This window comes from Nocardia huaxiensis (assembly GCF_013744875.1).
Taxonomy (GTDB): domain Bacteria; phylum Actinomycetota; class Actinomycetes; order Mycobacteriales; family Mycobacteriaceae; genus Nocardia; species Nocardia huaxiensis.
This window is the reverse complement of record NZ_CP059399.1, coordinates 808,262-834,461: the sequence shown is the minus strand read 5'-3', so window position 1 is coordinate 834,461 and position 26,200 is coordinate 808,262. Positions and strand designations below refer to the sequence as shown.

Sequence of the window (26,200 nt, the reverse complement as noted above, 5' to 3'; positions counted from 1 at the left end):
GGACAGGCCCCCGCGGGTGACGCGGGGGCCTGTTCCGTGTCAGGGCGACAGCCGATATGCGTCGGCGACAGCCGTGGCACGATCCCGCAAGGTGTCGCGCAACCATTGCGGGGCAAGGGCTTCCGCATTGGTGGCCAGCTGCCACAGCGCCCACTCGGCATGCCGCGAATCCTGGAAGGTCACCTCCATCCGCAGCCAGCCGTCCGCGTCGGCGGCTTCGGCGAGGACCGCGAGCGCGGTGTCCACCAGTTCCTCCCGCCGTGCCGGGCGCACCCGCATGAGCACGGCGACCTGTTCGCCGCCGGTCCGGAACCGCGAACTGCGTTCCTGCCACGCCCGATCCAGATCGACGCGGTCCGGTCGCTCCGCGAGCTCCGGCAGCACCTCGGCCGCGCGCACCCGCGACAGCCGATAGGTGCGATCCGCGCCCTCCCGCGTGGCCAGCAGATATCCCTGCCCGCGCACGGTGACCAGGCCGATCGGATCGACGGTGCGCCACTTCGGTTCCTGATCCACCGCCGCATAGTGAATCCGCAACTTGTGCCCGCCGAACACCGCGCGCCGCACCGCCCCCGCCACGGCGTCGGGCACCTCCTCGGTCCCCCGCCGCCGCGACAGCAGATCGATTTCCGGCTCGATCAGCACCCGCTGCGCCGCCCCATCCGCGGTGATCCGATTACTCTCCGGCAGCGCGTCCACCACTTTCCGCATGGCCGAGGCGAGCGCCGACCCGAGCCCGAATTCCTGTGCGCCCCTTCGTGATCCGGCCACCAGCAACGCCAGCGCCTCATCGTGATTGAGCCCCGTGAGCTCCAACTGAAACCCCGGCAGCAACGAAAACCCGCCATGCCGCCCCCGTTCCGCATAAACCGGAACCCCCGCCGTGGACAGCGCCTCGATATCCCGCAGCACCGTCCGAGTGGACACCTCCAGCTCGCCGGCCAGCGCCTCCGCGGTCATCCGGCCGTGCCGGCGCAGCAACAGCACCAACGACACCAACCGATCCGCACGCATACCGAAAATCTTCCCAGAAATACACGACACAAGATGTCGTGATTCCCTGCGAGCCTTATAACCATGACCAACAGGGAAGTAGCCAAAGACCCCAACGACCTCGCCCGATTCTTCATCGAACGAGCCAACGCAGGCGACGTCGACGGCCTGGTCGCCCTCTACGAACCCACCGCCGTCCTCGAATTCCCCCCGGGCAACCTGGCCACCGGCCACGCCGAAATCCGCAAGGTCTACGAAGGCTTCGTAGCCCACGCCCCCCTCCCCCTCCACCCCGGCCGCCAACACCCCGCCCTTATCAGCGGCGACCTAGCCCTGACAGCAACCACCCTCACCACCGGCGAGGTCACCGCCGAGGTAGCCCGCCGCCAACCCGACGGCACCTGGCTCTGGGCAGTAGACCAGCCCACCCTCATCCCGTAGCAAAGGGTGTCAGGGAGCTCTGATGGCGGGATTTTGCCCGTTTCCCCGCCGCCAGAGCTCCTTGATCTTGTGGGCTACGCGGCGGGGCGGGACTGGCGGCGGTATTGGCCTGGGGGGAGGGAGTATTCGCGTTTGAAGGCTTTTGCGAAGGCGAATTCGGAGGTGTAGCCGGTGCGGGTGGCGATGACGGCTACGGGGAGGTCGTCTTCGCGGAGGAGGCGGGCGGCTGTGGTCAGGCGCCAGCGGGTCAGGTAGGCGAGTGGGGGTTCGCCGATCATGGTGGTGAACTTTTTCGCGAAAGCTGCTCGGGACAGGCCGGCGTGGTCTGCGAGGGATTGGACCGTCCAGGGGGCGGCGGGGTCCGCGTGCATGGCTTCCAGGGCGGGGGAGATCGCTGGATCCTTCAGGGCCGCAGCCCAGCCCGCGGATTTCGATGCGGGTTGGTCTTCTATCCAGGCGCGCAGGATGTAGAGCAGTAGGGAGTCGATCAGGGCGGGGACTATGCCGCTGGTTCCTATGCGTGGATTGTCCAGTTCCGCTCCGAGCAGTTGGATGGCGGCGGCCAACTCGGGGTGTTTGCCGTGGCGGGCGGGGAGGTGGATGAATTCGGGGAGTTGCCGGAGCAGGGGATGCGGACGGGCGCCGTCGAGGTGGTAGTTGCCGCACAGCAGGCTGGTCCGGGGGCCGTCACCACCGATGGACAGCGCCCCGACCGGTGGGCGCTGGGTGTACTCGTCGGGGTGAGGGACCGTCGCTGGAGTGCTCGGGTGGTCGGCGAGGATGTGGCCGGCGCCGTCGCGGATGAAGATGACGTCGCCGGGGCCGAGGGCGATGGGCTCGGATCCCTTCTCGGACAGAATGATCCAGCAGGTGCCGTGCAGGACGACATGGAAGCCCGCGCCGAGGACTTCGGGCAGGAGCATGCCCCACGGGGCGCGGCCATCGGTGCGGACCGAGGACGGTGCGCCGGTGCGCATCGAGGCCAGGGCCTCCGTGAGGACATCCATTCCCGTTCCCTTCGTTCAGTCCTCGCGCACGGCGAGGACCACCTTGCCGACCGCCTGGCCGGCGCCGACGATCTCGTGCGCCTTGCCCGCCTCTTCCAGGGGGAAGGTGGCGGAGACGTGCGGGCGGATCTTGCCCGCGTCGACCAGTTCCGAAATCGCTTCCAGCGCCGCGTAATCCGGTTCCACCGAGACTCCGGCGAACCGGCGGCCCGCGGCCCGCACCGCGGCGGCGCGCTCGGGGTTCATGTGCTCCATGATGCTCACCAGGGTGCCGCCGGGCTTGAGGACCTGCACGGAGCGCTCACCATCGGCATTGGAGTCCAGGACGATATCGAGATCGCGCAGCACCTCGGTGTAATCCGTTGTGCGATAGTCGATCACCTCGTCTGCGCCGAGCGATCGCACGAAATCGTGCTTCTCCGCGCTGGCCAGGGCGATCACGTGAGCCCCACGCGCCTTGGCGATCTGGACCGCGAAGTGGCCGACGCCGCCTGCCGCGCGGTGGATGAGCACCCGGTCGCCGGGGCCGACCTGAGCCTTGTCGACCAGACCCTGCCAGGCGGTGAGCGCGGCCAGCGGCAGCGCGGCGGCCTCGATGTGGCTGAGCGACTTGGGTTTCCGCGCCACCTGCCGGGACGGGGTGGCTACGTACTCGGCGTAGCCGGTGGCGGCGCGCGGGAAGAACGGCATCCCGAACACCTCCTCACCGATCTCGTAGCGCGCACCCGGGCCGACGGCCTCGACCACGCCGGAGATATCCCAGCCGACTCCGAACGGCGGCGCGCCCAGCAGCGGGAAGTAGCCCGCCCGCACCGCCACGTCCACCGGGTTCACGCCGCTGGCGTGTACCCGCACCAGCACCTCACCCGACAGCAGTTCCGGCTTCTCGAGCTCCGCGACCTCGAGTACTTCGGGGCCACCGACCGTCTGCTGGATCACCGCACGCATTGTCTCGCTCCTGACTTCGTTCCGTCGAACTTGATGTCGTCAACGTTAGGAAGGCGGGAGAAGACTTTGAATGCCTTCGAGTCTCCAGTTCTTGTCCGTACGTCTTCACTCGGAGACTAGTCGAAATCAGCGCCCCAGCGCCGCCGCCAGCTGCGCATTGGTCGGCTCCACCAGCACCGTGCCGTCCGGCAACACGATGACCGGAATGTTCTTGCGCCCCGAGATCTCGATCGCCCGCTCGCGGGCCACCTCGTCGTGCTCCACGTCGATCTCGGTGAAGGCCACGTTGTTCTCGCGTAGCCAGACCTTCGCGCGGCGGCAGTCGCCACACCAGTCGGCCCCGTACAGCACGATGTCGTCCATGCCGTCCGACATTAGAGCCCGATCCGCCGTCAGGTCCTCATCGGGCCCACAGAGTGCGGTAATAGTCGGACCGTATGGTCGAGGCATGTCGAAATTGGAGCGCATCGTCTTCGACCCGGAGGTCTGCGGCGGCAGCCCGGTGATCCGGGGTTCACGGTATCCGGTGGAGTTGCTGCTGGATCTGCTCGCGGCCGGGCTGCCGGTCACCGAGATCCTCGATGACCACCCCGAACTCACCGCGGACGACCTGCTGGCCGTCATCGAGTACGGCGTGGTCGGCGCCTACCGGCGTTCATTGGTCCGTCATTAGAAACTGATTCGCGCCCGGCGGGAACCTTTGTGCAAACCTTCCCAACCAGCACAAGGAATCCCGATGAAACTCTCGACAACCGCTGCGGCCCTGGCTGTTGCCGCCGGTGCGGGCTTGTTCGCCCTCCCGGCCGCACCCGCCCAGGCGCTCACCAATTGCGATGTGGACACCGCCGCTCTGGCCTTGAATCAGGAAGAGCCCGAGGTGTTCGACACCATCAATGTGATGCGCGCCGAAGCCGGCCTGCCCGCGGTGACCCACACCGAGACCATGTCCCGCGCGTCCGAATGGGCCAGCAACGACAGCGCCGGTCGTGGCAGCGCTCCGGCGAACCACGTCGACACGCTGGGTCGCGACATCTCGACGCGGTTCGCCGAATGTGGTGTTCCCGCAGCCACTTCCATTGCCGAGATCAACTTCTACGGCACGAACGTGACCCCGTCCGACGCCATGAACTTCTGGGCCAACTCGCCGACCCACAGGGCGATCATCCTGGACGGCGGACTCACCCAGGTCGGCGTCTCGGTGATCTACAAGGACGGCAGCCAGTTCTGGACGGTCACCTTCGCCTCCGACACCTCGGAGGGTGGTGTCGGCGGCATCGAGCTGCCCCTGCAGGTCACCCGCTCGAACCTGACCGGAGCCGAGCACCAGGCCGCCTTCGACGAGTTGACCGCCAAGGGCTACCGGCTCACCGATATCACCGCGACCAGCGGCAGCGACCCGCGCTACTCGAGCACCTGGAGCTTCGACACCACCGGTACCCCGTGGGCGGCCCGGCACGGCGTGGATTCGGCCACCTATCAGGCCGAGTTCGACAGCCTGAACAACCAGGGCTACCGCCTCGTCCTGGTGCGCGGCTACGAGGTCAACGGCGCCTCGCACTTCGTCGGCATCTGGGAGCAGAACGACGGCCGCCGCTGGCAGGCCGGCCACGACATGTCGATCGACGAGTTCAACAGCCGCGACGCGCTCTTCCGCCACCAGGGCTACACCCTCGTGCAGGAGAACTACTACACGGTGAACGGCCAGACCTTCGTGGCCGCCATCTGGAACGGCTGAGCCGCAACGCCATTCGGGTGAAACAGAACCGGGCCGTGACCGCTGATGCGGTCACGGCCCGGCCGTTTGCCCCCGAAGCTGGTTGTCCCTCCGAGCTCAGGCGGCAAACTCAGGGTAACAATCAGACATTTCAGGCGGTGGTGGCAGCCTCGCGCTGCAGTTCGAGCGCGATGTCGATGAGCTGGTCTTCCTGGCCGCCGACCAGTTTGCGTTTGCCCGCGCGGACCAGCATCTCCGCGGCGGAGACGCCGTAGCGTTCGGCCTGGCGCTCCGCGTGCCGGAGGAACGAGGAGTAGACGCCCGCGTAACCCATCATGAGGGCCTGGCGGTCCAGGAGGCACTCGCTGGGCATGGCCGGGCGGACCACGTCTTCCGCGGCGTCGGTGACGGCGAAGAAGTCCACGCCGGTCTTGATGCCGAGCTTGTCGCACACGCCGATGAACGCCTCGACCGGCAGGTTGCCCGCGCCCGCGCCGAAACGCCGTGCGCTGCCGTCGATCTGGGTGGCGCCGGCGCGCACCGCGTACACCGAGTTGGCGACGGCCAGGCCGAGGTTCTCGTGGCCGTGGAAGCCGACCTGCGCGTCGTCGCCGAGCTCGGCGACCAGCGCCGAGACGCGGTCCGACACCTGCTCCAGCACCAGCGCGCCCGCCGAGTCCACGACGTACACGCACTGGCAGCCCGCGTCGGCCATGATGCGCGCCTGCTTGGCCAGGTTCTCCGGGGTGGTGGAGTGCGCCATCATGAGGAAGCCGACCGTCTCCAGGCCCAGATCCCGGGCCAGGCCGAAGTGCTGGATGGAGACGTCCGCCTCGGTGCAGTGCGTGGCGATGCGGCAGATGCTCGCGCCATTGTCCTGCGAGATCTTGATGTCTTCCTTGACGCCGACACCCGGCAGCATGAGGAAGGCGATCTTGGCCTGCTTGGCGGTCTCCGCGGCGGCCTTGATCAGTTCCTGCTCAGGGGTTTTGGAGAAACCGTAGTTGAACGAGGAACCGCCGAGGCCGTCACCGTGCGTGACCTCGATGACCGGGACGCCCGAACCATCGAGTGCGGCAACGATATTGCGCACCTCATCCACGGTGAACTGGTGCCGCTTGTGATGCGAGCCGTCCCGCAGCGAGGTGTCGGTGACGCGCACATCGAGTTCGCCCGAGAAGGGCTTCAAGATATTGCTCATTGCTGAAACTCCTTACACCCGAGCCGAAATGATCTGATCCGCCAGCACTTCGCCGACGCGGGTGGCGGCGGCGGTCATGATGTCGAGGTTGCCCGCGTACGGCGGCAGGAAGTCGCCCGCGCCCTCGACCTCGACGAAGATCGAAACCTTGGCCATGCCACCGGAGATCACCGACGGATCGTCGAACTGCGGATCATTGAGCAGGCGGTAGCCCGGCACGTACTCCTGGATCGACTTCTCCATGCGGAAGATGGAGTCGGCGATGGCATCCCGATCGGCGTCTTCCGGGATCGCGCAGAAGATGGTGTCGCGCATGATCATCGGCGGCTCGGCCGGGTTCAGGATGATGATGGCCTTGCCACGCTTGGCCCCACCGATGGTCTCGACACCCTTGGAGGTGGTCTTGGTGAACTCGTCGATGTTCGCGCGGGTACCCGGACCGGCCGAGACCGACGACACCGAGGCCACGATCTCCGCGTATTCGACAGGCACGACCCGGGATACGGCCGCCACCATCGGAATCGTCGCCTGACCGCCGCAGGTGATCATGTTGACGTTCATGGCGTCGCGCAGCGAATCCAGGTTCACCGGCGGGATCACCGCCGGGCCGACCGCGGCCGGGGTGAGGTCGACGGCGCGAATGCCCGCGGCCTCGTACTTCGGCGCGTAGGCGCGGTGCACGTACGCCGAGGTCGCCTCGAACAGCATGTCCGGCTTCTCGTCCAGGGCGAGCAGCCAATCCGCGCCCTCGGCGGAGGTTTCCAGGCCGAGCCCGCGCGCTCGCTTCAAGCCTTCGGAATCCGGGTCGATGCCGATCATCCAGCGCGGCTCGATCTTCTCCGAACGCAGCAGCTTGTACAGCAGATCGGTGCTGATATTGCCGGACCCGACGATCGCGGCGGTGACTTTGCTAGTCACGTCTTACTCCTTTGAAGTCTGGTTCAGCTGAAACGGCTGAGTCATTCGAACCGAAGGCGGACAGAACCGAGTCCGGCGAACTCGGCGGTGAAGTCGTCGCCCGGGCGGGCGTCGATGGCGCGGGTGCAGGAGCCGGGCAGCACGATGTCGCCCTTCTTCAGGCGCACCCCGAAGGAGGCGACCTTGCGGGCCAGCCACGCGACGGCAATGGTCGGATCACCGAGCACGGCATCGGAGCGGCCCTCGGCGACGACCTCGCCATTGCGGGTCAGCACGGCGTCGATCTTCTTGATGTCCAGGTCTTTCGGCGCGACGCGCTCGGGGCCCAGCACCCACCCGGCGGAGGAGGCATTGTCGGCGATGGTGTCGCACAGGCCGATCTGCCAGTTCTTGATGCGGGTGTCGATGAGCTCGATGGCGGGCGCGTAGGCGACGGTCGCGGCGAGCACGTCCTCCTCGGTGCAGTCCTCGCCCGGCAGGTCCGCGCCCAGAATGAAGCCGACCTCGACCTCGACGCGCGGGAACAGGTACTTGGACGTGTCGACCGGAACGTCTTCGAAGACTTCCATTTCCGCGAGCAGATGCCCGTAGTCGGGCTCGTCCACACCCATCATCTTCTGCATGGCCTCGGAGGAGAGCCCCACCTTGTGGCCGATGACGCGCGCGCCGTTCGCGACGCGGCCGCGGATATTGATGAGCTGGATCTCGTAGGCGTCGACCACGTCGATGCCGGGATGCCGCGCGACCAGCGGGTCGAGTGCCACCCGGTCCCGCTCAGCGACGGCGAGTTCTTCCGCCAGTTCAGTGCGAAGCGCGTCGGTCAGCACGCTGTTTCCTTCCATAGTGGGCAGGGCCGGGGGCCGTAGCAGTAACAAGCCTAGAAACTGAAACGAGTTTTTGTGAAGAAGATCGCGTCAGCGGTCCCATCTGCCAGACCAACATAGACCAAACCAGGATTGATTCTATAACGTGTTCTACATGACTGATCGGGATTACGACGTGGTGGTGGTCGGCAGCGGTGCCGCCGGTATGACCGCCGCCCTCACCGCTGCTCACAACGGTCTGCGCGTGGTGCTCATCGAAAAAGCCGCTCACTACGGCGGATCCACCGCACGCTCGGGTGGCGGCGTGTGGATTCCGGGCAACAAGGCGCTCAAGGCCGCGGGTCGTCCCGACGATCGCGAAGACGCCCGCCGCTACCTGCACAGCATCATCGGAGACGTGGTGCCCAAGGAGCGGATCGACACCTACATCGACCGCGGCGCGGAAGCCTTCGACTTCGTGCTCGATCACTCCCCGCTGCAGATGAAGTGGGTGCCCGGCTACTCCGACTACTACCCGGAGGCTCCCGGCGGACTCGGCGACGGACGCTCGTGCGAGCCGAAGCCGTTCAATGCCAAGGTGCTCGGCGCCGAACTCGCGAAACTGGAACCGCCGTACGCCAAGGCGCCGCTGAACGTGGTCGTCATGCAGGCCGACTTCGTGCGACTCAACCTGATCAAGCGCCACCCCAAGGGCATCATGCGGGCCATGCGCGTCGGCGCCCGCACCTACCTGGCCAAGTGGACCGGCAAGCACATCCTCGGCATGGGCCAGGCCATCATCGCCGCCATGCGCAAGGGGCTCATGGACGCGAATGTGCCGGTGCTGCTGGAAACTCCGATGACCAAGCTGATCCAGGACGAGAACGGCCGGGTCACCGGTGTCGAAGCCGTGCACAACGGGGAGACCGTCGTGTTCAACGCCCGCTACGGCGTGGTGCTGGGTGCGGGCGGCTTCGAACACAATGCGGAGATGCGCACCAAGTACCAGCGCCAGCCCATCACCACCGAGTGGACGACGGGTGCGGCCGGGAACACCGGTGACGGCATCATCGCGGGCATGGAGGCCGGCGGCGCGGTCGACTTCATGGAGGACGCCTGGTGGGGGCCGACCATCTTCAAGGGCGGCAAGCCGTGGTTCGCGCTCGCCGAGCGCAACCTGCCCGGCACCATCATGGTGAACGCCGACGGCAAGCGATTCGGAAATGAGTCCGCTCCTTACGTCGAGGCAGTGCACACCATGTACGGCGGCGAATACGGTCAGGGTGAAGGCCCGGGCGAGAACATCCCCGCCTGGCTGGTGTTCGACCAGCGCTACCGGAACCGCTACATCTTCGCCGGATTGCAGCCTGGTCAGCGGATTCCGTCCCGGTGGATGGAAAACGACTACATCGTCAAGGCCGATACGCTCGAGGAACTGGCCGCCAAGATCGGCGTGCCCGTCGAGAACCTGACGGCCACCGTGCAGCGCTTCAACAAGTTCGCCGAGACCGGCAAGGACGAGGACTTCGGTCGCGGCAACAGCCACTACGACCGCTACTACGGTGACCCGACCGTGAAGCCCAATCCGTGCCTCGCGGCGCTCGTGCAGGGCCCGTTCTACGCGGCCAAGATGGTCCCCGGCGACCTCGGCACCAAGGGTGGTCTCGTCGCCGACACCGCCGGCCGTGTGCAGCGCGAGGACGGCACCGTCATCGAGGGCCTCTACGCCTCCGGCAATACCGCCACCCCCGCCATGGGCCACACCTACGCCGGCCCGGGCGCCACCATCGGCCCCGCCATCACCTTCGCCTACCTGGCCGTTCTCGATATCGCCGAGCAGGCCAAGGCAGGAAAGGCGCAGGCGGCCAAGGCATCCTGAACCGTCCCAACCCGGTTCAGGATCGGGCCGGGCGAGGTCAGGTCACGTTGCCTCGCCCGGCCCAACCCCCGCACCGGCGCTGTACCCATTACCCCGGCGCCGGTGCGGGACCCTCCACAACTGAAATCCGGCACCCGTTCGGGTGTCGTCCCAACGAGCGGGCGGACAGCTTGCGCCGACTCCGGGTCGCGCCGCACTATCAGCCCCGAGTGTGGGGTCGCCTCGCGCCCACCGACCTCAGGAGAACCGCATGCCCATCGATCCGAATATCGCGCTCGGCGCGCAGCTCGAGTCCATCGACTTCGCCTGGACCCCCACCGATGTCCAGCACTACAACCTCGCCCTGGGCGCGGGCGCCCGCTGGACCGACCCCGCCGAACTGCGCTACCTCGACGATCGCGCACCCCAGGTGCTGCCCACCTTCGCCACCGTGGCCCCGTTCTTCCACGAGACCGAACCGCCGAAGGTGCAGTTCCCCGGCATCGACATCGACCTCGCGAAGGTCGTGCACGGCAGCCAGGAAGTCGTTGTGCACCAGCCGATCCCGGCCTCGGGCAAGGCCACCTTCGAACGCCGCATCAGCGAACTCTGGGACAAGGGCTCCGCCGCTGTGATCTGGCAGGAGCACACCGCCACCTCCTCCGACGGCGAACTTCTCTGGACCGCACGCTCTTCCATCTTCGCCAAGGGTGAGGGCGGCTTCGGCGGCGACCGCGGCCCCAGCTCGAAATCCGAACTCCCAGACCGCACACCGGATTTCGACATCTTCACCCCCACCCTGCCCCAGCAGGCCCTCCTCTACCGCATGTGCGGCGACCGCAACCCCCTGCACTCCGACCCCGAATTCGCCCGCGCCGCAGGCTTCCCCAACCCGATCATGCACGGCCTCGGCACCTACGGCCTGGTCTGCAAGGCCGCCACGGACACCGTCCTGGATTCGGACGCGACGCGCGTGAAGTCCTTCCGCACCCGCTTCGCCGGCGTCCTCTACCCCGGCGAAACCCTCCACTCCCGCATCTGGAAAACCGCCGAGGGTGAACTCACCATCGCGGTGACAGTCGTAGAGCGCGAAGAATCCCCCGTCCTCGCCGACGTAGTCCTCACCTACGAGTAGTCACAAGATCAAGGAGCTCCGATGACGGAGAACCGGGCAAATTCCCGCCATCAGAGCTCCCTCACCTGGGTCAGAGGAGGCCGGAGCCGGAGCTGAGGGCGCCGGAGCCGCTGCTCAGGAGGTCGAGGGTGGAGCCTGCGACGCCGATGGAGGTGGTGATGAGTTTGATGATCGAGACTGCGAGTTCCATGGGATAGCTTTCTGTTGCAGTGCATTCCAGAGATCGCCGTTGAGCCGGAATGCTGGGGATCACTGACAGTGCCGATCTTGATCCGGGTATACGCGGGAACGCCAGAGGGGGAGAAATGGCTTCACGGGTTATTAATCCGCTGGTCAGAGCATTTCGGGCATATAGGTACAAACCGGTCGGTTAAGCGTTCAGGAGACACGGGAGGAGACGCGGCCCCGGTTCTCGCGAGCGAACTGGCCGGGGGATTGGCCCTTCCAGGCGCGGAAGGCGGAGGTGAAGGCGGAGACGCTGGCGTAGCCGAGCCGGATCGCGGCCTGTTCCACCGTCATTCCGGTGATGAGGAGTTCTTCGGCGAGCAGACCTATTGTCTCCGTGGTCAATTCGCGGAAGGTGGTGCCCTCGTCGGCGAGGCGGCGGCGCAGGGTGCGGACGCTGATGTCGAGGTCGGCGGCTATGCGAGCCTGGTCGGCTATGCCGCCGCGGCCGATGAGGAGCTGACGGACCTGGCCGCTGATGCCGAGGCGGCGTTTGCGGCGCTGGACGAGGTCGGCGCACTGCTGTTCGTAGAAGCGGGCGGTAGCCGAATTCGCCTGCGGGAGTTGGAGATCCTGGATGTTCATGGGGCCGGTGACCACCGAGCGGGGGGCGTTGAAGACCACCTCTTCGACGCCGAGCATGGCGCCGAACATCTCGTAGACGGGATGCGGAGGGAAGGCGACGGCGACGCGGGTTATCGGCGGGCGCATGGGGAGGACGTCCTGCTGGATGGTCCAGATGGCGGCCACATCGCGTTCCACGGCGAAGCGGCGCAGGTCGCGGGGGACGGCGCTGTCGTCGCGGATGATGGACGCCTCGAACTCGTTGAGGACCAGGGTGTGGCGGGCGACGGTGAAGGACAGGTCCGCGTAGCGCAGGGCCAGGCCGACGGCTTCACGGACGGTGGGGCAGCTCATCAGGGCGAAGCCGAGGACGCCCAGGCTGGGCGGGTGGCAGAGCAGGCCGGCCATGAGGCCCATGCCGGGTTCGTCGCCGACGCCGGTGACCACATTGCGCATGAGGGCCAACTCCTGGCCGAGGGTGATCTCCGCGGTGGAGTCCATCAGGTCGGCTTCGCGGATGCCGGTGTCGCGTAACAGGGCGGTCAGCGGGATGTCGCGGCCTCTGGCGAACTCGACCAGCAGGGCCGCACTGGTGATGGAGCGAAGTTGCGCGAGACCGTCCGTCACGGGGGAATAGTCGCAAACTTTCGGCGTACGCAACCCCGAAACCGGCAGGTAAGTTCCTGGAGTAGGCCGAAATTCGCCTGTTTCTGACCTGCGAAACACTGGCGGAAACCTCAATTTCGGTCATACAGTGAATGTCTAGCGAACTACACCTGATTGACCCTCTACAACCGATAGAACCTAGAGAAGGTGAACCAATGGCCGCCTGGCAGGTGTTCACGGCCACCCTCGCAATGCTCGCGATCATGACTGTCACCATCGTGAGCCTGCAACCTCGACGCGATCCGGACAGATTGTCGGTGGATCGAATCAGAGAACGAATCATCAACGAGCGCAGCGCATCCCCCGCGGACTCCCCCTCAGCGCTCTCCGACCCCGCAACCTGGTCGCATCAGGCCCCCGACCACGAACTCACCGTGTCGGAAGCACACCGCACCATGCAGCGGCACCGCGACTGCCCCGTGGCCGAATGCGCCCGCAAAGCCGCGGCTTTCCGGGTGCTGGTCGACGCCGGCCGCATCAAACCGTGCCGGATGCCTCCCGCCCTGCAGTAGCTCACAACCCGGTGAGATAGGCGGTCGGCACGGCAGCCGCCAACCACACGCCATTGGTGCTGACGCGGAACTCATGACCGTCGCGCTGCATAGCGGCGGCATCCACGAACAGCACCACCGGCTTGCCCCTCCGAGTGCCCACTTTCACGGCGGTCTCGAAGCTCGCCGACAGGTGAACAGCGTGCCGCCGCATGGGTTTCAGACCCTCGGAGCGGATTCCGGGCAACGCCGCGGCCACCGTACCGTGGTAGAGAATGTCCGGTGCGACGGAGACCTCGTAGTCGAGTTCCACGTCGATACTGTGCCCCTGGCTGGCCCGGATACGGGTTCCGGTCTCGTCGAATTCGAAGCGGCGCTTGTCGTTTCGCGCCACCACCTCGTCCAGTTCGGCGCGGCTGACGGCCCGCCCGTGCGCGGCCAGGGCCGCGAGCAGCTCGCGCACGTCCACCCAGCCCGCGCCGTCGGGCTCCAGCCCGATCCCCTCCGGCGCGTGCCGCAGGTGATAGGCCAGCTTCTTCGAGGTTCTGATCAGCCGTATGTCATCCATGCCGCGAGTGAAGCAGGGCGGCAGGGTGATCGAAAGTGGTTATTGACCATGAATTTGCGCGACCGTGGCCGGAATCAGCTCTCGACCCGCAATTTTCCGCCTATTTTGGGTCAGGTTGCCGGTCATCGGCCAAACCGCGAACCACCAGGGCGTAGAGCAGGATCACCGCGACGGGGGCCGCGATGGGGATCCAGGCGAGACCGGCGGGCAGCAGGGACGCCACACCCGCGGCCACGGTGAAGACCAGCGCACCGGCAACCGACGGAATCGTGGTGGGCACCACGCCGACCGGGGCCGACACGGTGGCCGTATTCAGCAGATATGTGGTCGCAACCAGCCCTATCGCACCCGCGATCAGCGCACCCGTCTCCGCCACGGTGAGGACGCCGAGAGCCACCAGGACCGCGCCGACGGCGCACACTCGCCAGCGCCAGCCCGCGATCACCAGGGCGAGGGCGGGCAGGGCGGGCCACGGTTCGACCAGTGCGATACCGAAAGTCAGTAGGAGACCGGACAATACGGCCAGAAATCGGGTCATCGGCGCACCCGCACGGTGCGGCGATGCTCCGGGAGCAGGCGCATGACCTGATCGAGCCGGGCGTCCTCGGGCCAGGCCACGATATCCACGCCGACCGTGCCCATATCGCGGTACATGGAACTGCGCTCCAGCTGCCACATGCGCGCCAGCGTGGGATCCAGACCGGCGCCGAAAGGCGTGCCGCGCAGCACGTCCACCACCACCACGACGTGCCCGCGCTTGCGCAGATCGATGAGGGACAGCGCGAATTGGGTGTCGAGCAGGGTGGAGAAGGCCACCACCACCGCGCCGATGGGGACGGCGGCGTGCGGGGCGAGGGTGCCGACCGTGGAAATGTGCTCGTCGCCCACGTCCAGGACGGTGTCGACGATGCGGTAGAACTGGCGGCGGCCGATGTCGGGGCGCAGCCAGCGGGGCGAACGGCCAAGGCAGACAACGGCTGTGCGGTCACCGGCCTGCAAGGCCGATTGCGCCACCTGCGCCGCGCCGCGCACCGACAGCTCCAGCGAATCCGTCGCGGGTCCGGGCGCTTGCAGCGAAGTGTCCACCAGCACAACGACATCCGCTGCCCGGTTGGTGAATCGCTCGGTCACGAAGAGCCTTCCGCGGCGGGCGCTGACCGCCCAGTTCACGGTGCGCAACTGATCACCCGGCGCGTAGGCCCGCACATCCGCGAACTCCACACCCGGACCGTGCCTGCGCGTCAGGTGCATACCGATGCGTTCGGGAAGTTCGGTGCGCGGCAATCGAGTTCGCTGCGGGTCGGCGATCGGGTACACATACACATCCCCCGCCGACAAGACCACCGACGCCACCGACAGCCCCGCCGGATTCAAGGCGGTCACCCGCACCGGCACCGGATACCGCCCCCACCGCGACGCCGACAGCGACTGCCGCAGTCCGGCCGGAGCCGGCCCGGAATCCACCGCCTCCTCCACCCGGATCTCCATGCCGTGAATCGGCTCGGAGTGCAAGCGCAGCAACGCATGTCCCGACTCCACGAACGCGGCCGCGGTCAGCACCACCTCCTCGGTCTCGAAGCAGCGCAGCACCCCCACCCCGTCCACCTGGATCCGCGTCCGCGACTGCTGCAACGGCGCACTGGCCAGCACGCCGATCATCGGCGCGGCGAACACCACCAGCTGCCACTGCCCCAGGATCACCGCGAGCACCAACGCGGGCGCGGACACCGCAGCCAGCATGAACACCAGAGGCGCAGGCCGCCACTGCAATTCGGCCTCGACTGACGTGCTGGTATCGCGATGCCTCATAGCGGCCCCGAATTCGTGCGCACATCCCGTGCGACGCTGCCCGGCGCTGGGGACAACCCACTCGGGCCGGGACGAGCAGGACGGTGCCGCAGGCCGGGGCGGGGGCAGGTCGTTACGGGCGGGGCGGGCACGACTGTGGCGGGGAACCTCATGGGCAGCTCACGCGGTGGTGGCGCGCGGGACGGGGAGGCGGCGCAGCAACTCGGCGATCACGTCTTCGCCGCGGATGCGGCGGACCCACATTTCGGGGCGGAGGGTGATGCGGTGCGCCATGGCCGGAATCGCCAGGGCCTTCACGTCTTCCGGGACCACGTAGTCGCGGGCGTTCAAAAGGGCTCGGGCGCGGGCCATTTGGACCAGGTCGAGTTCGGCGCGAGGGGAAGCGCCCACTTCGACCTGGGGGTGGTTGCGGGTGGCGGCGGCGAGGGAGACGACATAGCCGACCACATCGGGGTGCACGGTCACGTATTCGACGCTCTGGCGCATCTCGATCAGGCCGTCGGCATCGACGACCTGGCCGACCTGCGGGGTTTGCGCGCCGCGCTCCAGGCGGCGGCGGATCATCTGCATCTCGTCCTGTTCGGAGAGATAGCCGAGGCGCAGTTGGATGGCGAAGCGGTCGAGCTGGGCTTCGGGCAGGGGGTAGGTGCCCTCGTACTCGATGGGGTTGTCGGTGGCCATCACCACGAAAGGCTTGGGAAGCAGGAAGGTTTCGCCGTCGATGGAGACCTGGCCCTCGGCCATGGCCTCCAGCAGGGCGGCCTGCGTCTTGGGCGGGGTGCGGTTGACCTCGTCGGCCAGCAGCATGTTCGTGAACACCGGGCCGCGGCGGAAGGTGAAGCGGCCCGAATGCATGTCGTAGATGGTGGAGCCGATCAGGTCCGCGGGCAGCAGGTCGGGGGTGAACTGCACGCGGGTGAAGTTCAGGCCCAGCGCCGAGGCGAACGAGCGCGCGATGAGGGTCTTGCCCAGGCCGGGCAGATCCTCGATGAGGATGTGCCCGCCGGACAGCACGGCGATCATGATCAGTTGCAGTTCGTCGCGTTTGCCGACGACGACCCGCCCCATTTCCCGCAGCACGGCCTCGGTGCGCTTGATGGTCACATCCATCGGTGATGTCATGTCATATCTCGCATCTCAACCCGTTTCACATGTTCTGGAGGCGGCGCAGGATCTCGTCCAGCGCGGGTCGCCCCGGCGCCGGATTCGATTGATCGCGCAACGCCGAATTGGCGGGATCCACCCAGCGCCACAGTTCCGGTCCGAACAGCAGCTGCCCGGCGGCCTCGGTGGCGCGCCGGTTCTTGGCCATCCGATGCCCGCTGGTGAGCTCGAACTCCTTGGCCAGCAGGGGCCGCAGATGGCGGTCCCAGTCGGCGCGGGAGCCGTCGGCGCGGTCGGCGAGCATGCTGGCGCGCGCTTCCCAGCGTCGCAGCATGTCGGCCGGGCCATTGTCGATCTCGTTGTCGCCGGGCATGATTCGCAGCCGGCGCGACCGCTCCAGCAGCGACCACACCAGCAGGCCCAGCGCGCCCGCCACCGGCAGGCCCGCCACCAGCAGCAGCGCGTCCCGCTGATTGCTCACGGCAATCAGCTCGAGCACGCCGACCAGCAGTACCGCGCCGATCACGATCGCCATCCGGTTCATTGCCGATCCCCTGTCCGGTGCAGCGTGATCCACACTGCGACAACATCTTTCATGCCGCAGCCCCCTGCAGGTCAGCCAATACGATACGCAGCAGCTGCTCGGCACGCATCCGCTGCCACTCCAGCATGGAGTGCGGGCTGAACCGGGCTTCCTCGAACAGCGCCACCAGTTCCCGCGCCGAGGCGTCGTGCAGGAAGCCCCGATCGAAGGCGCGCGCCAGCACCTCGGAGGGGGTGTCCGAGACCAGCGGCGCGACCTCCCGCGCCTGTGCCAGACCGCTTTCCATGGCGACGTAGCAGGCGATGATGGCGGTGCGCGGATCCTGGCCCGGCGCGATCATGGCGGCCAGGCCCATCTCCGCAACCTTCGCCAGCGACACGGCCTCGGTGGACTTTCGGGGCGGGGGCAACCCGATTGTCGTGGCGGGGCGGCGATTCGAGCTCACCGCGACCACCACCAGACCGGTCATGGCCACCAGTATCAGGACGGTCGCGCCGACGGCCACGATGACCAGCGCCGGACCGGTCAGCGCGGGCGCGGACAGGATCTCGCCGACCGGAGTGGTGGTTTCGACCGGGGCGCCGATGGTTTCGGTGGCCGGAGGCCGCGTCGCCGCGGTCGGGGTCTCCTCCTCCCGGCCGGGCCCGAGCACGTACACCGAGATCAGCGCCGTGAGCAGCAGGGCGACGGCCGCCAGGCCGACGAGTATCAGCAGCCCGAGGCCGCCCAGCTTCCAGGACCGCCTGCGCGCGTCCTCGTCCGCTTCGGGCATGGCCAGCGGCAGCCGGTGCTGACTGTTGATCACCCCCGCGACCAGGATGACCACGGAGACCAGCAGCAGGACCGGCATCAATGCGATGGCGACCGCCGAGGGTGTGTGCGGCGCCGAGGGCCCGCCGCTGCCGGGGATGTATCCGCGCAGCGCGAAGACAGCGAACATCAGCAACGCGATCAGTACGGTCGCGCGCGTGACCACCGTCCCCACCCCAGTCACGAGATCACCCCCAACCGGAGTTCTGCAAAATCAGGCACATAGTTACATGCCAAGCGGTCCATAGGGAGGAAAATCGCGAACGCCGGTTACATGCAGATCGCACATGAATCGGGTCCTGCGGCATCATGACCGAACGTGCCACGAATCCGCTGTGCGCACGCACGATTCGCCACGGGGTGCCATACGGCATCTATGACGAACCCGGATCAGTTTCGGCCGAGGCCGAATAGTCCAGTGCCGCAGGTGATCCGCGGCACAAAATGTCCATTCGGCCGGTGTGGCATGTCGGTTTCGCCGGTTATGCTCCAGTCCGTTCGGCACCGCGCGTCACCGGTGCCACGCCAGAACGGGAGGCTGGAATGCTCTTTTCGAAAACCGCGCGCTCGACCACACTGCTCGCCGCCGCGGCCCTGACCATCGGCGTCTCGGCCGTGTCCACCGTCGTCGCGGCACCCGCTCAGGCCTACGGGGGGACCTGGGGCGCCATCGCGCTCGGCAACCACGAGCGCGCCTACTCGATCGTGACCGGCTACCCGAGCAAGGAGGCGGCCGAGGCCGCCGCCGTCTCCAAGTGCGGCTACACCGACTGCGTCTCGAAGATCAACTGGGACGCCGACCGCTCCGACAACAAGCGCTGCGCCGCCGCCGCGGTGACCGCGCGCGGGCACTGGGGCTGGTCGTGGGGCAACACCTGGGAAGAGGCCGAGGCGCTCGCCATCGACTCCGCCGGATGGGGTGCGGGCGTGCAGATCTCGGGCTGCGACACCATCACCCGCGGCCCTCAGAACTGATAGGGCAGCCCGCGAACGAGACATACGCGAACGCGCCCAGCACTTTTCAGTGCTGGGCGCGTTGCACGCGTTGCGTTTCAGGCCGTTCGACGCAACCGGGAACGCAAGCGGGTCAGGGGCGCGGGCGGCACCAGTGCGTCTGCCGTCTTCGGAGCCGTATTCGGCTCCACAGCAGGTGATTCCACGGCCGGATAGGCGGCGGCACGCCGCTCGACCAGCCGGCCCAGGGCGCGGAAGTCCCATCCGGCGGCCAGCCACGGTTCCGGGTCGAGGGTGTTGCGGGCGTCGATGATGACGCCGCCGCGCGCCACCGAGCGCAGAAAAACCGGGTCCAGGTCCCGGAATTCGCTCCATTCGGTGAGATGCAGGACCACATCGGCCTCGTGCAGGGCGGCGGCGGCCGTCGCCGTGTAGACCAGTTGCGGGGCCGCCGTCCGCGCGGGACCCGCGGCGGCCGGGTCGTAGACGCTCACCTCGAGGCCGGCGGCATGCAGGCGGGTGGCGACATCCAGGGCCGGAGAGTCGCGGACATCGTCGGAGAGCGGTTTGAAGGCCGCGCCGAGAATGCCCACCCGGCCGCCATCACCGTTGGCGCGCACCAGGTTCAGGGTCTCTCGCACGACGCGCTCGCGGCGGCGCTGGTTGACCGTGTCGACATCACGCAGGAAGTCGACCGCCGCGCCCGCACCCAGTTCGTCGGCGCGGGCGATGAGCGCGCGAATGTCCTTGGGCAGGCAGCCGCCGCCGTAACCCAGTCCGGCGCCGAGGAATTTGCGGCCGATGCGGTCGTCGTGACCGAGGGCGTCGGCTAGCAGGCTCACGTCCGCACCCGTCAGCTCGCACAGTTCCGCCATCGCATTGATGAACGAGATCTTCGTCGCCAGAAAGGCATTGGCGGATACCTTGATCAGTTCCGCGGTCGGCATATTGGTGATCACCACCGGGGAGCCGTCGGCTATGGGTCTCGCGTACACCTGGCGCAGCGCCCATTCCGCGTCCGGCGTGGTCACGCCGAAGACCAGACGATTGGGGTGCAGGGTGTCGAAGACGGCGTGGCCCTCGCGCAGGAACTCCGGATTCCAGGCCAGATCCACCGAAATGCCGTGCGGCGCAAGCTCGGCGATGCGGGCGGTCAACGCCTCGGCGGTGCCGACCGGGACCGTCGACTTGCCGACGATCAGGCAGTTGCGGGTCAGGTGCGGCACCAGGCCGTCCAGCGCGGAGTACAGCTGCGACAGGTCCGCCGCGCCGTTGCGGCCGGGCGGCGTTCCCACGCACAGGAAGTGGATGTCGGCGAAGCGGGCCGCTTCCACCAGGGAGGTGCCGAATCGCAGCCGTCCCGAGTTCACGTGCCCGGCAAGCAGTTCCGGCAGTTCCGGCTCGTGGAACGGCACCCGGCCCGCTGCCAGCGCGGCGGCCTTGGCGGGATCGTTGTCGACGCCGAGCACCTCGAAACCGAGTTCGGCCATGCCCGCGGCATGGGTGGCGCCCAGATATCCGGTGCCTATCACGGAAATTCGCAGCATCAGGATGCCTCCTTGGTGAGCCGGCCGTCGGAGCGGCGCTCGGCGATCACGTCGCGGTAGTGGCGGATCAGCAGGTTGTTGACCGCGTCCCAGGAGCGGTCCTGCACGCTGCGATGGGCGGCGTCGGCCGTCTCGGCGCGCAGTGCGGGATCGGAGACGAGCCGGTGCACCAGCGACACCATCGCGTCGGCGTCTCCGGGCGGATAGAGGAATCCGGTGCCGGGGCTCACCACGTCGATGGGCCCGCCGGAGGCGGGAGCCACCACCGGGACGCCGGAAGCGAGGGCTTCCTGCGCTGCCTGGCAATAGGTTTCGTGGCGTCCGGTGTGCACGAAGACATCGAGCGAGGCGTACGCGGCGGCCAGTTCGTCACCGTGCAGCACCCCGAGGAAGGCCGCGTCCGGGAGGAGTTTGCGCAAGCGTTTCTCCTCCGGCCCGCCGCCGACCACGACCAGCCGGATGCCGCCGACGCCGCGCAGGTGCGCGAGCAGCTCGAGTTCCTTCTCCGGGGCGAGGCGGCCGATATAGCCCACCAGCAGTTCACCGTTCGGCGCGAGCCGGGCGCGCAGGGCTTCCGAGCGCCGGGCCGGGTCGAACTGTTGCAGGTCCACGCCGCGCGGCAAGCGCGCCAGGCCGGGAATGCCCATCAGTTCCAGCTGCCGCAGGCTCGCGGTGGAGGGCGCGAGGGTGCGGTCCACCTGGAGGTGGATGCGCCGGGTGAGCGCGGCCATGGCGCGCACTCCGGCGGGCAGGTCGTAGCGTTCGGCGAAACCCACCAGATCGGTCTGATAGATGGCCACGGTCGGCACATCGAGTTCGGCCGCCACGCGCGCGGCCTGATAGCCGAGGGTCGCGGGCGAGGCGATGTGCACGACATCGGGCTCGAACTCGCGCATGATCTTCCGCAGCCGGCGGCGGGTTTCCAGGCCGATGCGGAAGTCCCGATAGAAGGGCAGCCGGGCCCCGCGGACCACGTGCACACGGAATCCCGCATATCTCGCGGGCCCGGTCGGGGCCATGAGCACGGCCTCGTGCCCTTTCGCCGCAAGATGATCCAGCACCCGGCGTACGGAGTTGGTGACGCCGTTGACCTGGGGAAGAAAGCTTTCGGCGACGACCAGCACACGTAGCCGGGCGCCAGGGTGGCTGGGGTGCCGCGGTGCGGGACCCCTTACCTGATCGCGGATTCGCATCGGTCCCCTCCGGTTCGGTGCTGCCTCCTTACTGCACGTTAAGGAGCGGTCAGCAACGCCACACCCCGTGCGCGTGGACGGCACGTGAACCGTGCGAGTCGATCAAGGTGGCGAGTTCACCTCCGCGTTGCCCCGTGGTGGTACTGCGCTACCCGACACGCTCGGACTCGCTCGACACGAGCTCGGAGAGCCGACTGACCGTTCGGTACAGGTCTGGGACCCGGGCACTTTCGCCGCCGAGTTCGGCCAGTGGAACCGCCGCGTAGATCGACAGCGGGTAGTCGGCGTCGTAGAGCACGTCGACCAGATTCACGAAACGCATCACCCAGTCCGGCGAGACGGTGGACAGCTCGGGCACGTCGCAGACGGTCCAGTGGTCGTACTCGCGAGCCAGCTCCAGGAAATCGGCCGCCGACACCGGGATTCCGCACAGCTCCGCGAAATCGACCGTCAGCGCGCCGTTCTCCGCGACCCGGGCGTTCATGAGCCGATGCGCGACCGGCACCTGCGCGCGACCGGTCACCGGAGACTCCCCCACGATGTACTCCCCGGCCGCGAAACCGGTGTGCTTGCCGCCGAGCCGGCGGTAGTCCTGCGGGCCATTCACCGACACCACATCCAGATGCTCGAGGATGCGCTCGATGGTCGGCTCGAACATGTGGTGGAACAGCGGGTTCGGCAGCAGCTGGGCGGGCGGGTAGTTCGAGGTCACCACCAGGGTGATGTGCCGCGCGAACAGGTGCTCGAGCAGCCGCTCCACCAGCCGGGCATCCCCGGAGTCGTGCACGTGGAATTCGTCGAAGCACACCAGATCGACCCCGCCGAGCAGGCCATCGGCGGCCTTGTCGAGGGTGCCGTGCTCGTGAATGGCCGCGTTCAGCTGCGCGAAGAAGCTGTGGAAGTGGTAGCGGCGCTTGTGCTTCGACGACACCGAGGCATAGAAGCGATCCATCAGCATTGTCTTGCCCCGGCCCGGGCCACCCCACAGATAGAGCCCACGTGGACGCCGCCACCGCCTGCCGACGCGGGTGGCGATGCCCGCCAGCCGCTCCGCCGCGATCTGCTGATCGGCGTCCAGCACCACAGCCTGCGTATCCATTGCGACCTCCTCGGTCCTCTACATCGGTAGAGCTTCCTCTATAGTTGTAGAGGATCGCATCGACGTAAGGAACCAGAAGTGACCGCTTCCACACTCGACCGGCGCACCCTGATCGTCGAGAGCGCCATCGATCTCATTGCCGCCCAGGGACTTCGGGCGCTGACCCACCGCGCCCTGGACACCGCCCTGGGGCTGCCCGCGGGCTCGACGTCGTATTACTTCCGCACCAAGCGGGCGCTCGTGGAGGCCATCGTCGACCGCATCGCCACCCGCTCCCGCGCCGACTTCGAGGCCGGGAACCTCGAGGCGCCCGCCACCGTCGATCCGGACGCCCTGGCGCAGGGCATCGCTGTCTGGCTGGATCGGCTACTGGCGCAACGCCGCAACCATCTGATCGTGCGACATGCCCTCATCGTCGACCTGCTGGGTGATGCGGAACTGCACGCGAAACTCATCGGCTGCCTGTTCTCGCTGGAACGAGCCACCGGGCTGTTCCGGCTGCTGGACGCACGCGAACCCGGCCGGGCCGCAGCCGATTTCATCGCGGTCCTGGAAGGGGTGGTCTTCGATCGCTTCGCCGGAATCCGCAGCGGGCTCACCCCGGGAACGCCCGCCAGCGTCGCGCAGCTGACGGGCGTTGTCGCGATTCAGCTCAATGCCGCTGGATGATCCGCAGATCGGGCCACGGCGGCCGTTTGAACAGGGCGGCGGTCGTCAGCCCGGCCGCGATCAGGCCGGACAGGACGGCGAGCAGGGCGATCCTGGTCTCGTCCACGGCGGCCTGCCATTTCACCTCGCCGCCGTGCACCACGAACACACCCAGCGGACGGGCTCCGAGCAGGCGTCCATTGGTGGCCACCGTGATGACGGTCGAGCCGTCGGCCGTCTCGTACGGCTGGCCGTAGACGAGTGTGCCGGTCGGGAATTCGTTCAGGCGATCCTGCAGCATGCTGCCAGCCCCCTCCTGCGCGTCGGACTCATCCCAATCTACGCCGGAACCCCGAGGCCCGGGGCGGCTCTCGGGGTTCGGGTGAATCCGGTTGGCGCGGAACTCAGTTGGCGCTGAGCACCAGGCCGGAGGTGGGGACGCCGGTGCCGGCGGTGACCACGATGTTCTCCAGCCCCGCGACCTGATTGACCGAGGCGCCGCGGATCTGGCGCACGCCTTCGGCAATGCCGTTCATGCCGTGGATGTACGCCTCGCCGAGCTGGCCGCCGTGGGTGTTGAGCGGGAGCCGGCCGCCGAGTTCGATGGCCCCGTCCTTGACGAAGTCCTTGGCCTCACCGCGACCGCAGAAGCCGAGCTCCTCCAGCTGCATGAGGACGAAGGGGGTGAAGTGGTCGTAGAGGATGGCGGCCTGCATGTCCTGCGGGCCCAATCCGCTCTGCGCCCACAGCTGGTCGCCCACCAGACCCATCTCCGGGAGACCGGTCATGGCGTCGCGGTAGTAGCTGGTCATGACGTACTGGTCGGCGCCGGAACCCTGTGCGGCGCCGCGGATCACGGCGGGCTTGTTCGGAAGGTCCCTGGCCCGTTCGGCACTCGTCACCACGATGGCGACGCCGCCGTCGGTCTCCTGGCAGCAGTCCAGCAGGTGCAGGGGTTCGGCGATCCAGCGGGAGGACTGGTGTTCCTCCAGCGTGATGGGCTTGCCGTAGAAGTGGGCGGCCGGGTTCACGGCGGCGTGCTTGCGGTCGGCCACGGCCACGCGGCCGAAATCCGCACTGGTGGCGCCGGATACGTGCATGTAGCGGCGCGCCACCATGGCCACCTGAGCGGCGGGGGTGCCCAGGCCGTGGGTGTAGGAGAAGGCATTGTCGACGCCCGAGGAGGTCGGGTTGCCGGTGGCCAGGTGGGTTGCGAACTGGCCGAAGCGGTTTCCGGAGCGTTCGTTGAAGGCCCGGTATGCCACAACGACATCCGCGACGCCGGTGGCCACGGCCATGGCGGCCTGCTGGACGGTGGCCGCCGCCGCGCCGCCGCCGAAGGGGATGTTGGAGAAGAACTTCAGGCTCGGGATGCCCGCGGCGCGAGCCACGGCGGCCTGGGTGTTCGTGTCCATGGTGAAGGTGGTCAGGCCGTCCACGTCGGCGGGGGTCAGGCCCGCGTCGGCGAGTGCCGCGGTGACCGCCTCCGCCGCCAGCCGCAATTCGCTGCGGCCGGAGTCCTTCGAGAAGTCTGTCGCGCCGATGCCGACAATGGCGGCGCGCCCGCTCAAACCCGTCACGAGCGTGCCTCCTGCAGCGAGATAACGGCTTTCGCCGTGATGTGGGCGCCGAGGCTGTCCTTGCCGACCACGTCGATGGTGATGTCCTCGCCGTCGACGGCCGCGACCGTTCCGGACAGGGTGAGGGTGTCACCCGCGTACAGCGGCACGCCCAGGCGCAGCGAGATCGACTTCACGATGGCCTTCGGCCCCGCCCAGTCGGTGACATAGCGCTGCACCAGGCCGGTGTCGGTGAGGATATTGACGAAGATGGTCTTGGAACCGCGCTGGACCGCCTTGTCCGGGTCGTGGTGCACGTCCTGGAAGTCGCGGGTCGCCAGCGCGGTGCTGACCACGAAGGTGGTGTCGGCGTGAATCGCCAACTCCGGCAGGACCGTTCCGACCGTCACGGCGGCCGGTTCGATGGTGGCTGTCATCGGATGGCCTTCCAGTACGGGACGGTGTTGTCATCGTCGAGCTGCTCGAAACCGGCTTCCACCGTGAGCCCGATCTCGACCTCGGAGGGGTCGATGCCGCGCAGCTCGCCGAGCATGCGCACGCCTTCCTCGAGCTCGACCAGTGCGACCACGTAGGGCAGCTGCCGGCCCGGCACCTTGGGCGCGTGGTGAACCACGAAGCTGAAGACGGTGCCGCGCCCGGAGGCCACGACGTACTCCGTCTGCTCCGACTTGTCCTTCCACAATGCGGGAACCGGGGGATGCCGGAGCGTCCCATCCGGCATACTCTGAATCCGGAGCTCGCCGAGTTTTGTTCCCTCCCAGAAGAAGTCAGTGTCCCGGGAAGTGGTGGGGCGAACGCGCTTGGCGAGATCCTCAGACTTCGGCTGCTCGGTCGCGGGGGCCTGCGCACCGGTGCCGGGCGCGAATTTCAGCATGCGGAAGAGCATTTCGGTGACCAGCTCCTCCCCCACGTACCAGTTCGTACGGTAGGTGGTGAACCAGCCCTCGCCGAGCCCGGTCTTCTTGGGCCCCACCAGTTCCTCGATGCTGGAGCGCACCGTGACCTGCTCACCGATCTGCAGATAGCGGTGATAGATCTGCTCGCAGTTGGTGGCCACCACCGAGGTGAAACCGGCCTCGTCGAACAGCTTGTTGGTGAGCGTCATCGGGTCGTCGTCCGCGCGAACGCCGTTGAGCCCCAGCATGGTCCACACCTGCGCCATGGCGGGCGGCGCGACGATGCCGGGATGCCCGGCGGCCTTGGCCGCTTCCTCGTCCACGTAGATGGGGTTGGTGTCGCCGAGAGCCTCGACCCAGTTGTTGATCATCGGCTGGTTGACCGGATCGCGTCCGGCGCGCGGCGCGGACTCCCCCGCCGCCTTCATCTTCTCCACCGCCGAGCGGATCTCGTCGGCCGTCAAGCTCTGCGTCACAAGGACAC

The 26,200-nt window shown here is 67.7% G+C and carries 29 protein-coding genes; 8 read left to right on the top strand and 21 right to left on the bottom strand.

All coding sequences use genetic code 11. From position 1 onward, the window contains the following. Window positions 1-39: 39 nt before the first annotated feature. Window positions 40-1,014, bottom strand: a complete 975-nt coding sequence (locus tag H0264_RS03840) for a helix-turn-helix transcriptional regulator (protein ID WP_181582680.1) — start codon at window positions 1,012-1,014, stop codon at window positions 40-42. Between the two features lie 63 nt (window positions 1,015-1,077). On the opposite strand from H0264_RS03840, the gene H0264_RS03835 reads away from it, so the two are divergent. After that, entirely contained in the window at window positions 1,078-1,434 is a 357-nt protein-coding gene (locus H0264_RS03835) for a YybH family protein (RefSeq protein WP_181582679.1), read from the top strand. A 74-nt stretch (window positions 1,435-1,508) separates the two neighbouring features. On the opposite strand, the gene H0264_RS03830 is transcribed toward H0264_RS03835, so the two are convergent. The 3 genes from H0264_RS03830 to H0264_RS03820 form a co-directional block, all read right to left on the bottom strand. Beyond that, a complete protein-coding gene (locus H0264_RS03830; protein ID WP_181582678.1) occupies window positions 1,509-2,441 on the bottom strand; it encodes an AraC family transcriptional regulator in 933 nt (310 codons plus the stop codon). Between the two features lie 15 nt (window positions 2,442-2,456). Then, window positions 2,457-3,389: an NADP-dependent oxidoreductase gene (locus H0264_RS03825; protein ID WP_181582677.1), complete on the bottom strand. Its 933-nt coding sequence runs from the start codon at window positions 3,387-3,389 to the stop codon at window positions 2,457-2,459. Window positions 3,390-3,515: 126 nt separating this feature from the next. After that, window positions 3,516-3,752, bottom strand: a complete 237-nt coding sequence (locus H0264_RS03820) for a glutaredoxin family protein (RefSeq protein WP_181582676.1) — start codon at window positions 3,750-3,752, stop codon at window positions 3,516-3,518. A gap of 85 nt (window positions 3,753-3,837) precedes the next feature. Between H0264_RS03820 and H0264_RS03815 the strand changes: the two genes are divergently transcribed. Beyond that, the gene (locus H0264_RS03815; RefSeq protein ID WP_181582675.1) at window positions 3,838-4,062 is read left to right on the top strand and encodes a DUF433 domain-containing protein; all 225 of its coding nucleotides are present in this window, start codon (window positions 3,838-3,840) and stop codon (window positions 4,060-4,062) included. 63 nt (window positions 4,063-4,125) lie between these two features. Next, complete coding sequence (locus H0264_RS03810; RefSeq protein WP_181582674.1) at window positions 4,126-5,124, top strand: CAP domain-containing protein; 999 nt, start codon at window positions 4,126-4,128, stop codon at window positions 5,122-5,124. Window positions 5,125-5,254: 130 nt separating this feature from the next. On the opposite strand, the gene dmpG is transcribed toward H0264_RS03810, so the two are convergent. From dmpG to H0264_RS03795, 3 genes are read right to left on the bottom strand one after another with little or no spacing between them, the layout of a single operon-like run. After that, window positions 5,255-6,304 carry a 4-hydroxy-2-oxovalerate aldolase gene (dmpG, locus tag H0264_RS03805; protein ID WP_181582673.1) on the bottom strand — a complete coding sequence of 350 codons (1,050 nt, stop codon included), beginning with the start codon at window positions 6,302-6,304 and terminating at the stop codon, window positions 5,255-5,257. A gap of 12 nt (window positions 6,305-6,316) precedes the next feature. After that, the gene (locus tag H0264_RS03800) at window positions 6,317-7,222 is read right to left on the bottom strand and encodes an acetaldehyde dehydrogenase (acetylating) (protein WP_181582672.1); all 906 of its coding nucleotides are present in this window, start codon (window positions 7,220-7,222) and stop codon (window positions 6,317-6,319) included. Window positions 7,223-7,263: 41 nt separating this feature from the next. Further along, window positions 7,264-8,064, bottom strand: a complete 801-nt coding sequence (locus H0264_RS03795; RefSeq protein WP_420832034.1) for a 2-keto-4-pentenoate hydratase — start codon at window positions 8,062-8,064, stop codon at window positions 7,264-7,266. Between the two features lie 136 nt (window positions 8,065-8,200). Between H0264_RS03795 and kstD the strand changes: the two genes are divergently transcribed. Together kstD and H0264_RS03785 are read left to right on the top strand one after the other, a co-directional pair. Beyond that, window positions 8,201-9,904, top strand: coding sequence for a 3-oxosteroid 1-dehydrogenase (kstD, locus tag H0264_RS03790; protein ID WP_181582670.1), 1,704 nt, complete (start codon window positions 8,201-8,203; stop codon window positions 9,902-9,904). A gap of 250 nt (window positions 9,905-10,154) precedes the next feature. After that, entirely contained in the window at window positions 10,155-11,018 is an 864-nt protein-coding gene (locus H0264_RS03785; protein ID WP_181582669.1) for a MaoC/PaaZ C-terminal domain-containing protein, read from the top strand. Window positions 11,019-11,396: 378 nt separating this feature from the next. Here H0264_RS03785 and H0264_RS03780 read toward each other — a convergent pair whose 3' ends face one another. Further along, window positions 11,397-12,434 (bottom strand): AraC family transcriptional regulator, encoded by a 1,038-nt coding sequence (locus H0264_RS03780; protein ID WP_181582668.1) that lies wholly within the window; start codon window positions 12,432-12,434, stop codon window positions 11,397-11,399. A 194-nt stretch (window positions 12,435-12,628) separates the two neighbouring features. Here H0264_RS03780 and H0264_RS03775 point away from each other — a divergent pair, with 194 nt between their 5' ends. Then, on the top strand, window positions 12,629-12,985 hold the full coding sequence (locus H0264_RS03775; protein WP_181582667.1) for a hypothetical protein: 357 nt from the start codon (window positions 12,629-12,631) through the stop codon (window positions 12,983-12,985). Between the two features lies 1 nt (window position 12,986). On the opposite strand, the gene H0264_RS03770 is transcribed toward H0264_RS03775, so the two are convergent. The 6 genes from H0264_RS03770 to H0264_RS03745 form a co-directional block, all read right to left on the bottom strand. Beyond that, window positions 12,987-13,532: an RNA 2'-phosphotransferase gene (locus tag H0264_RS03770; protein ID WP_181582666.1), complete on the bottom strand. Its 546-nt coding sequence runs from the start codon at window positions 13,530-13,532 to the stop codon at window positions 12,987-12,989. A gap of 100 nt (window positions 13,533-13,632) precedes the next feature. Beyond that, window positions 13,633-14,070, bottom strand: coding sequence for a hypothetical protein (locus H0264_RS03765; protein ID WP_181582665.1), 438 nt, complete (start codon window positions 14,068-14,070; stop codon window positions 13,633-13,635). Further along, entirely contained in the window at window positions 14,067-15,341 is a 1,275-nt protein-coding gene (locus tag H0264_RS03760; RefSeq protein WP_181582664.1) for a DUF58 domain-containing protein, read from the bottom strand. Before H0264_RS03760 ends, H0264_RS03765 begins: the two co-directional genes overlap by 4 nt. A gap of 159 nt (window positions 15,342-15,500) precedes the next feature. Further along, on the bottom strand, window positions 15,501-16,463 hold the full coding sequence (locus H0264_RS03755) for an AAA family ATPase (RefSeq protein ID WP_181582663.1): 963 nt from the start codon (window positions 16,461-16,463) through the stop codon (window positions 15,501-15,503). Window positions 16,464-16,488: 25 nt separating this feature from the next. Continuing rightward, window positions 16,489-16,989, bottom strand: a complete 501-nt coding sequence (locus H0264_RS03750; RefSeq protein ID WP_181582662.1) for a hypothetical protein — start codon at window positions 16,987-16,989, stop codon at window positions 16,489-16,491. Window positions 16,990-17,038: 49 nt separating this feature from the next. Continuing rightward, complete coding sequence (locus tag H0264_RS03745; RefSeq protein WP_244976097.1) at window positions 17,039-17,983, bottom strand: DUF4129 domain-containing protein; 945 nt, start codon at window positions 17,981-17,983, stop codon at window positions 17,039-17,041. Window positions 17,984-18,342: 359 nt separating this feature from the next. On the opposite strand from H0264_RS03745, the gene H0264_RS03740 reads away from it, so the two are divergent. Next, complete coding sequence (locus H0264_RS03740) at window positions 18,343-18,774, top strand: DUF4189 domain-containing protein (RefSeq protein WP_181582661.1); 432 nt, start codon at window positions 18,343-18,345, stop codon at window positions 18,772-18,774. Window positions 18,775-18,851: 77 nt separating this feature from the next. Here the strand turns inward: H0264_RS03740 and H0264_RS03735 are convergent, their stop codons facing one another. From H0264_RS03735 to zapE, 3 genes are all read right to left on the bottom strand, one after another. Next, the gene (locus H0264_RS03735; protein ID WP_220140014.1) at window positions 18,852-20,297 is read right to left on the bottom strand and encodes a UDP-glucose dehydrogenase family protein; all 1,446 of its coding nucleotides are present in this window, start codon (window positions 20,295-20,297) and stop codon (window positions 18,852-18,854) included. Between the two features lie 2 nt (window positions 20,298-20,299). Then, a complete protein-coding gene (locus H0264_RS03730; protein WP_181582660.1) occupies window positions 20,300-21,493 on the bottom strand; it encodes a glycosyltransferase family 4 protein in 1,194 nt (397 codons plus the stop codon). A 148-nt stretch (window positions 21,494-21,641) separates the two neighbouring features. Beyond that, window positions 21,642-22,592 carry a cell division protein ZapE gene (gene zapE, locus H0264_RS03725; RefSeq protein ID WP_181582659.1) on the bottom strand — a complete coding sequence of 317 codons (951 nt, stop codon included), beginning with the start codon at window positions 22,590-22,592 and terminating at the stop codon, window positions 21,642-21,644. 78 nt (window positions 22,593-22,670) lie between these two features. Here zapE and H0264_RS03720 point away from each other — a divergent pair, with 78 nt between their 5' ends. Continuing rightward, complete coding sequence (locus tag H0264_RS03720; RefSeq protein ID WP_181582658.1) at window positions 22,671-23,261, top strand: TetR/AcrR family transcriptional regulator; 591 nt, start codon at window positions 22,671-22,673, stop codon at window positions 23,259-23,261. Here the strand turns inward: H0264_RS03720 and H0264_RS03715 are convergent. The 4 genes from H0264_RS03715 to H0264_RS03700 form a co-directional block, all read right to left on the bottom strand. Then, on the bottom strand, window positions 23,245-23,541 hold the full coding sequence (locus H0264_RS03715) for a hypothetical protein (protein WP_181582657.1): 297 nt from the start codon (window positions 23,539-23,541) through the stop codon (window positions 23,245-23,247). The two genes, H0264_RS03720 and H0264_RS03715, sit on opposite strands and share 17 nt — an antisense overlap. Before the next feature lie 103 nt (window positions 23,542-23,644). Then, window positions 23,645-24,820 carry a lipid-transfer protein gene (locus tag H0264_RS03710; protein ID WP_181582656.1) on the bottom strand — a complete coding sequence of 392 codons (1,176 nt, stop codon included), beginning with the start codon at window positions 24,818-24,820 and terminating at the stop codon, window positions 23,645-23,647. Next, window positions 24,817-25,236 (bottom strand): MaoC family dehydratase, encoded by a 420-nt coding sequence (locus H0264_RS03705; protein ID WP_181582655.1) that lies wholly within the window; start codon window positions 25,234-25,236, stop codon window positions 24,817-24,819. The genes H0264_RS03710 and H0264_RS03705 overlap by 4 nt, the downstream gene beginning before the upstream one ends. Beyond that, window positions 25,233-26,144 (bottom strand): bifunctional MaoC family dehydratase N-terminal/OB-fold nucleic acid binding domain-containing protein, encoded by a 912-nt coding sequence (locus H0264_RS03700; RefSeq protein ID WP_181585272.1) that lies wholly within the window; start codon window positions 26,142-26,144, stop codon window positions 25,233-25,235. Before H0264_RS03700 ends, H0264_RS03705 begins: the two co-directional genes overlap by 4 nt. Between the last annotated feature and the right edge of the window lie 56 nt (window positions 26,145-26,200).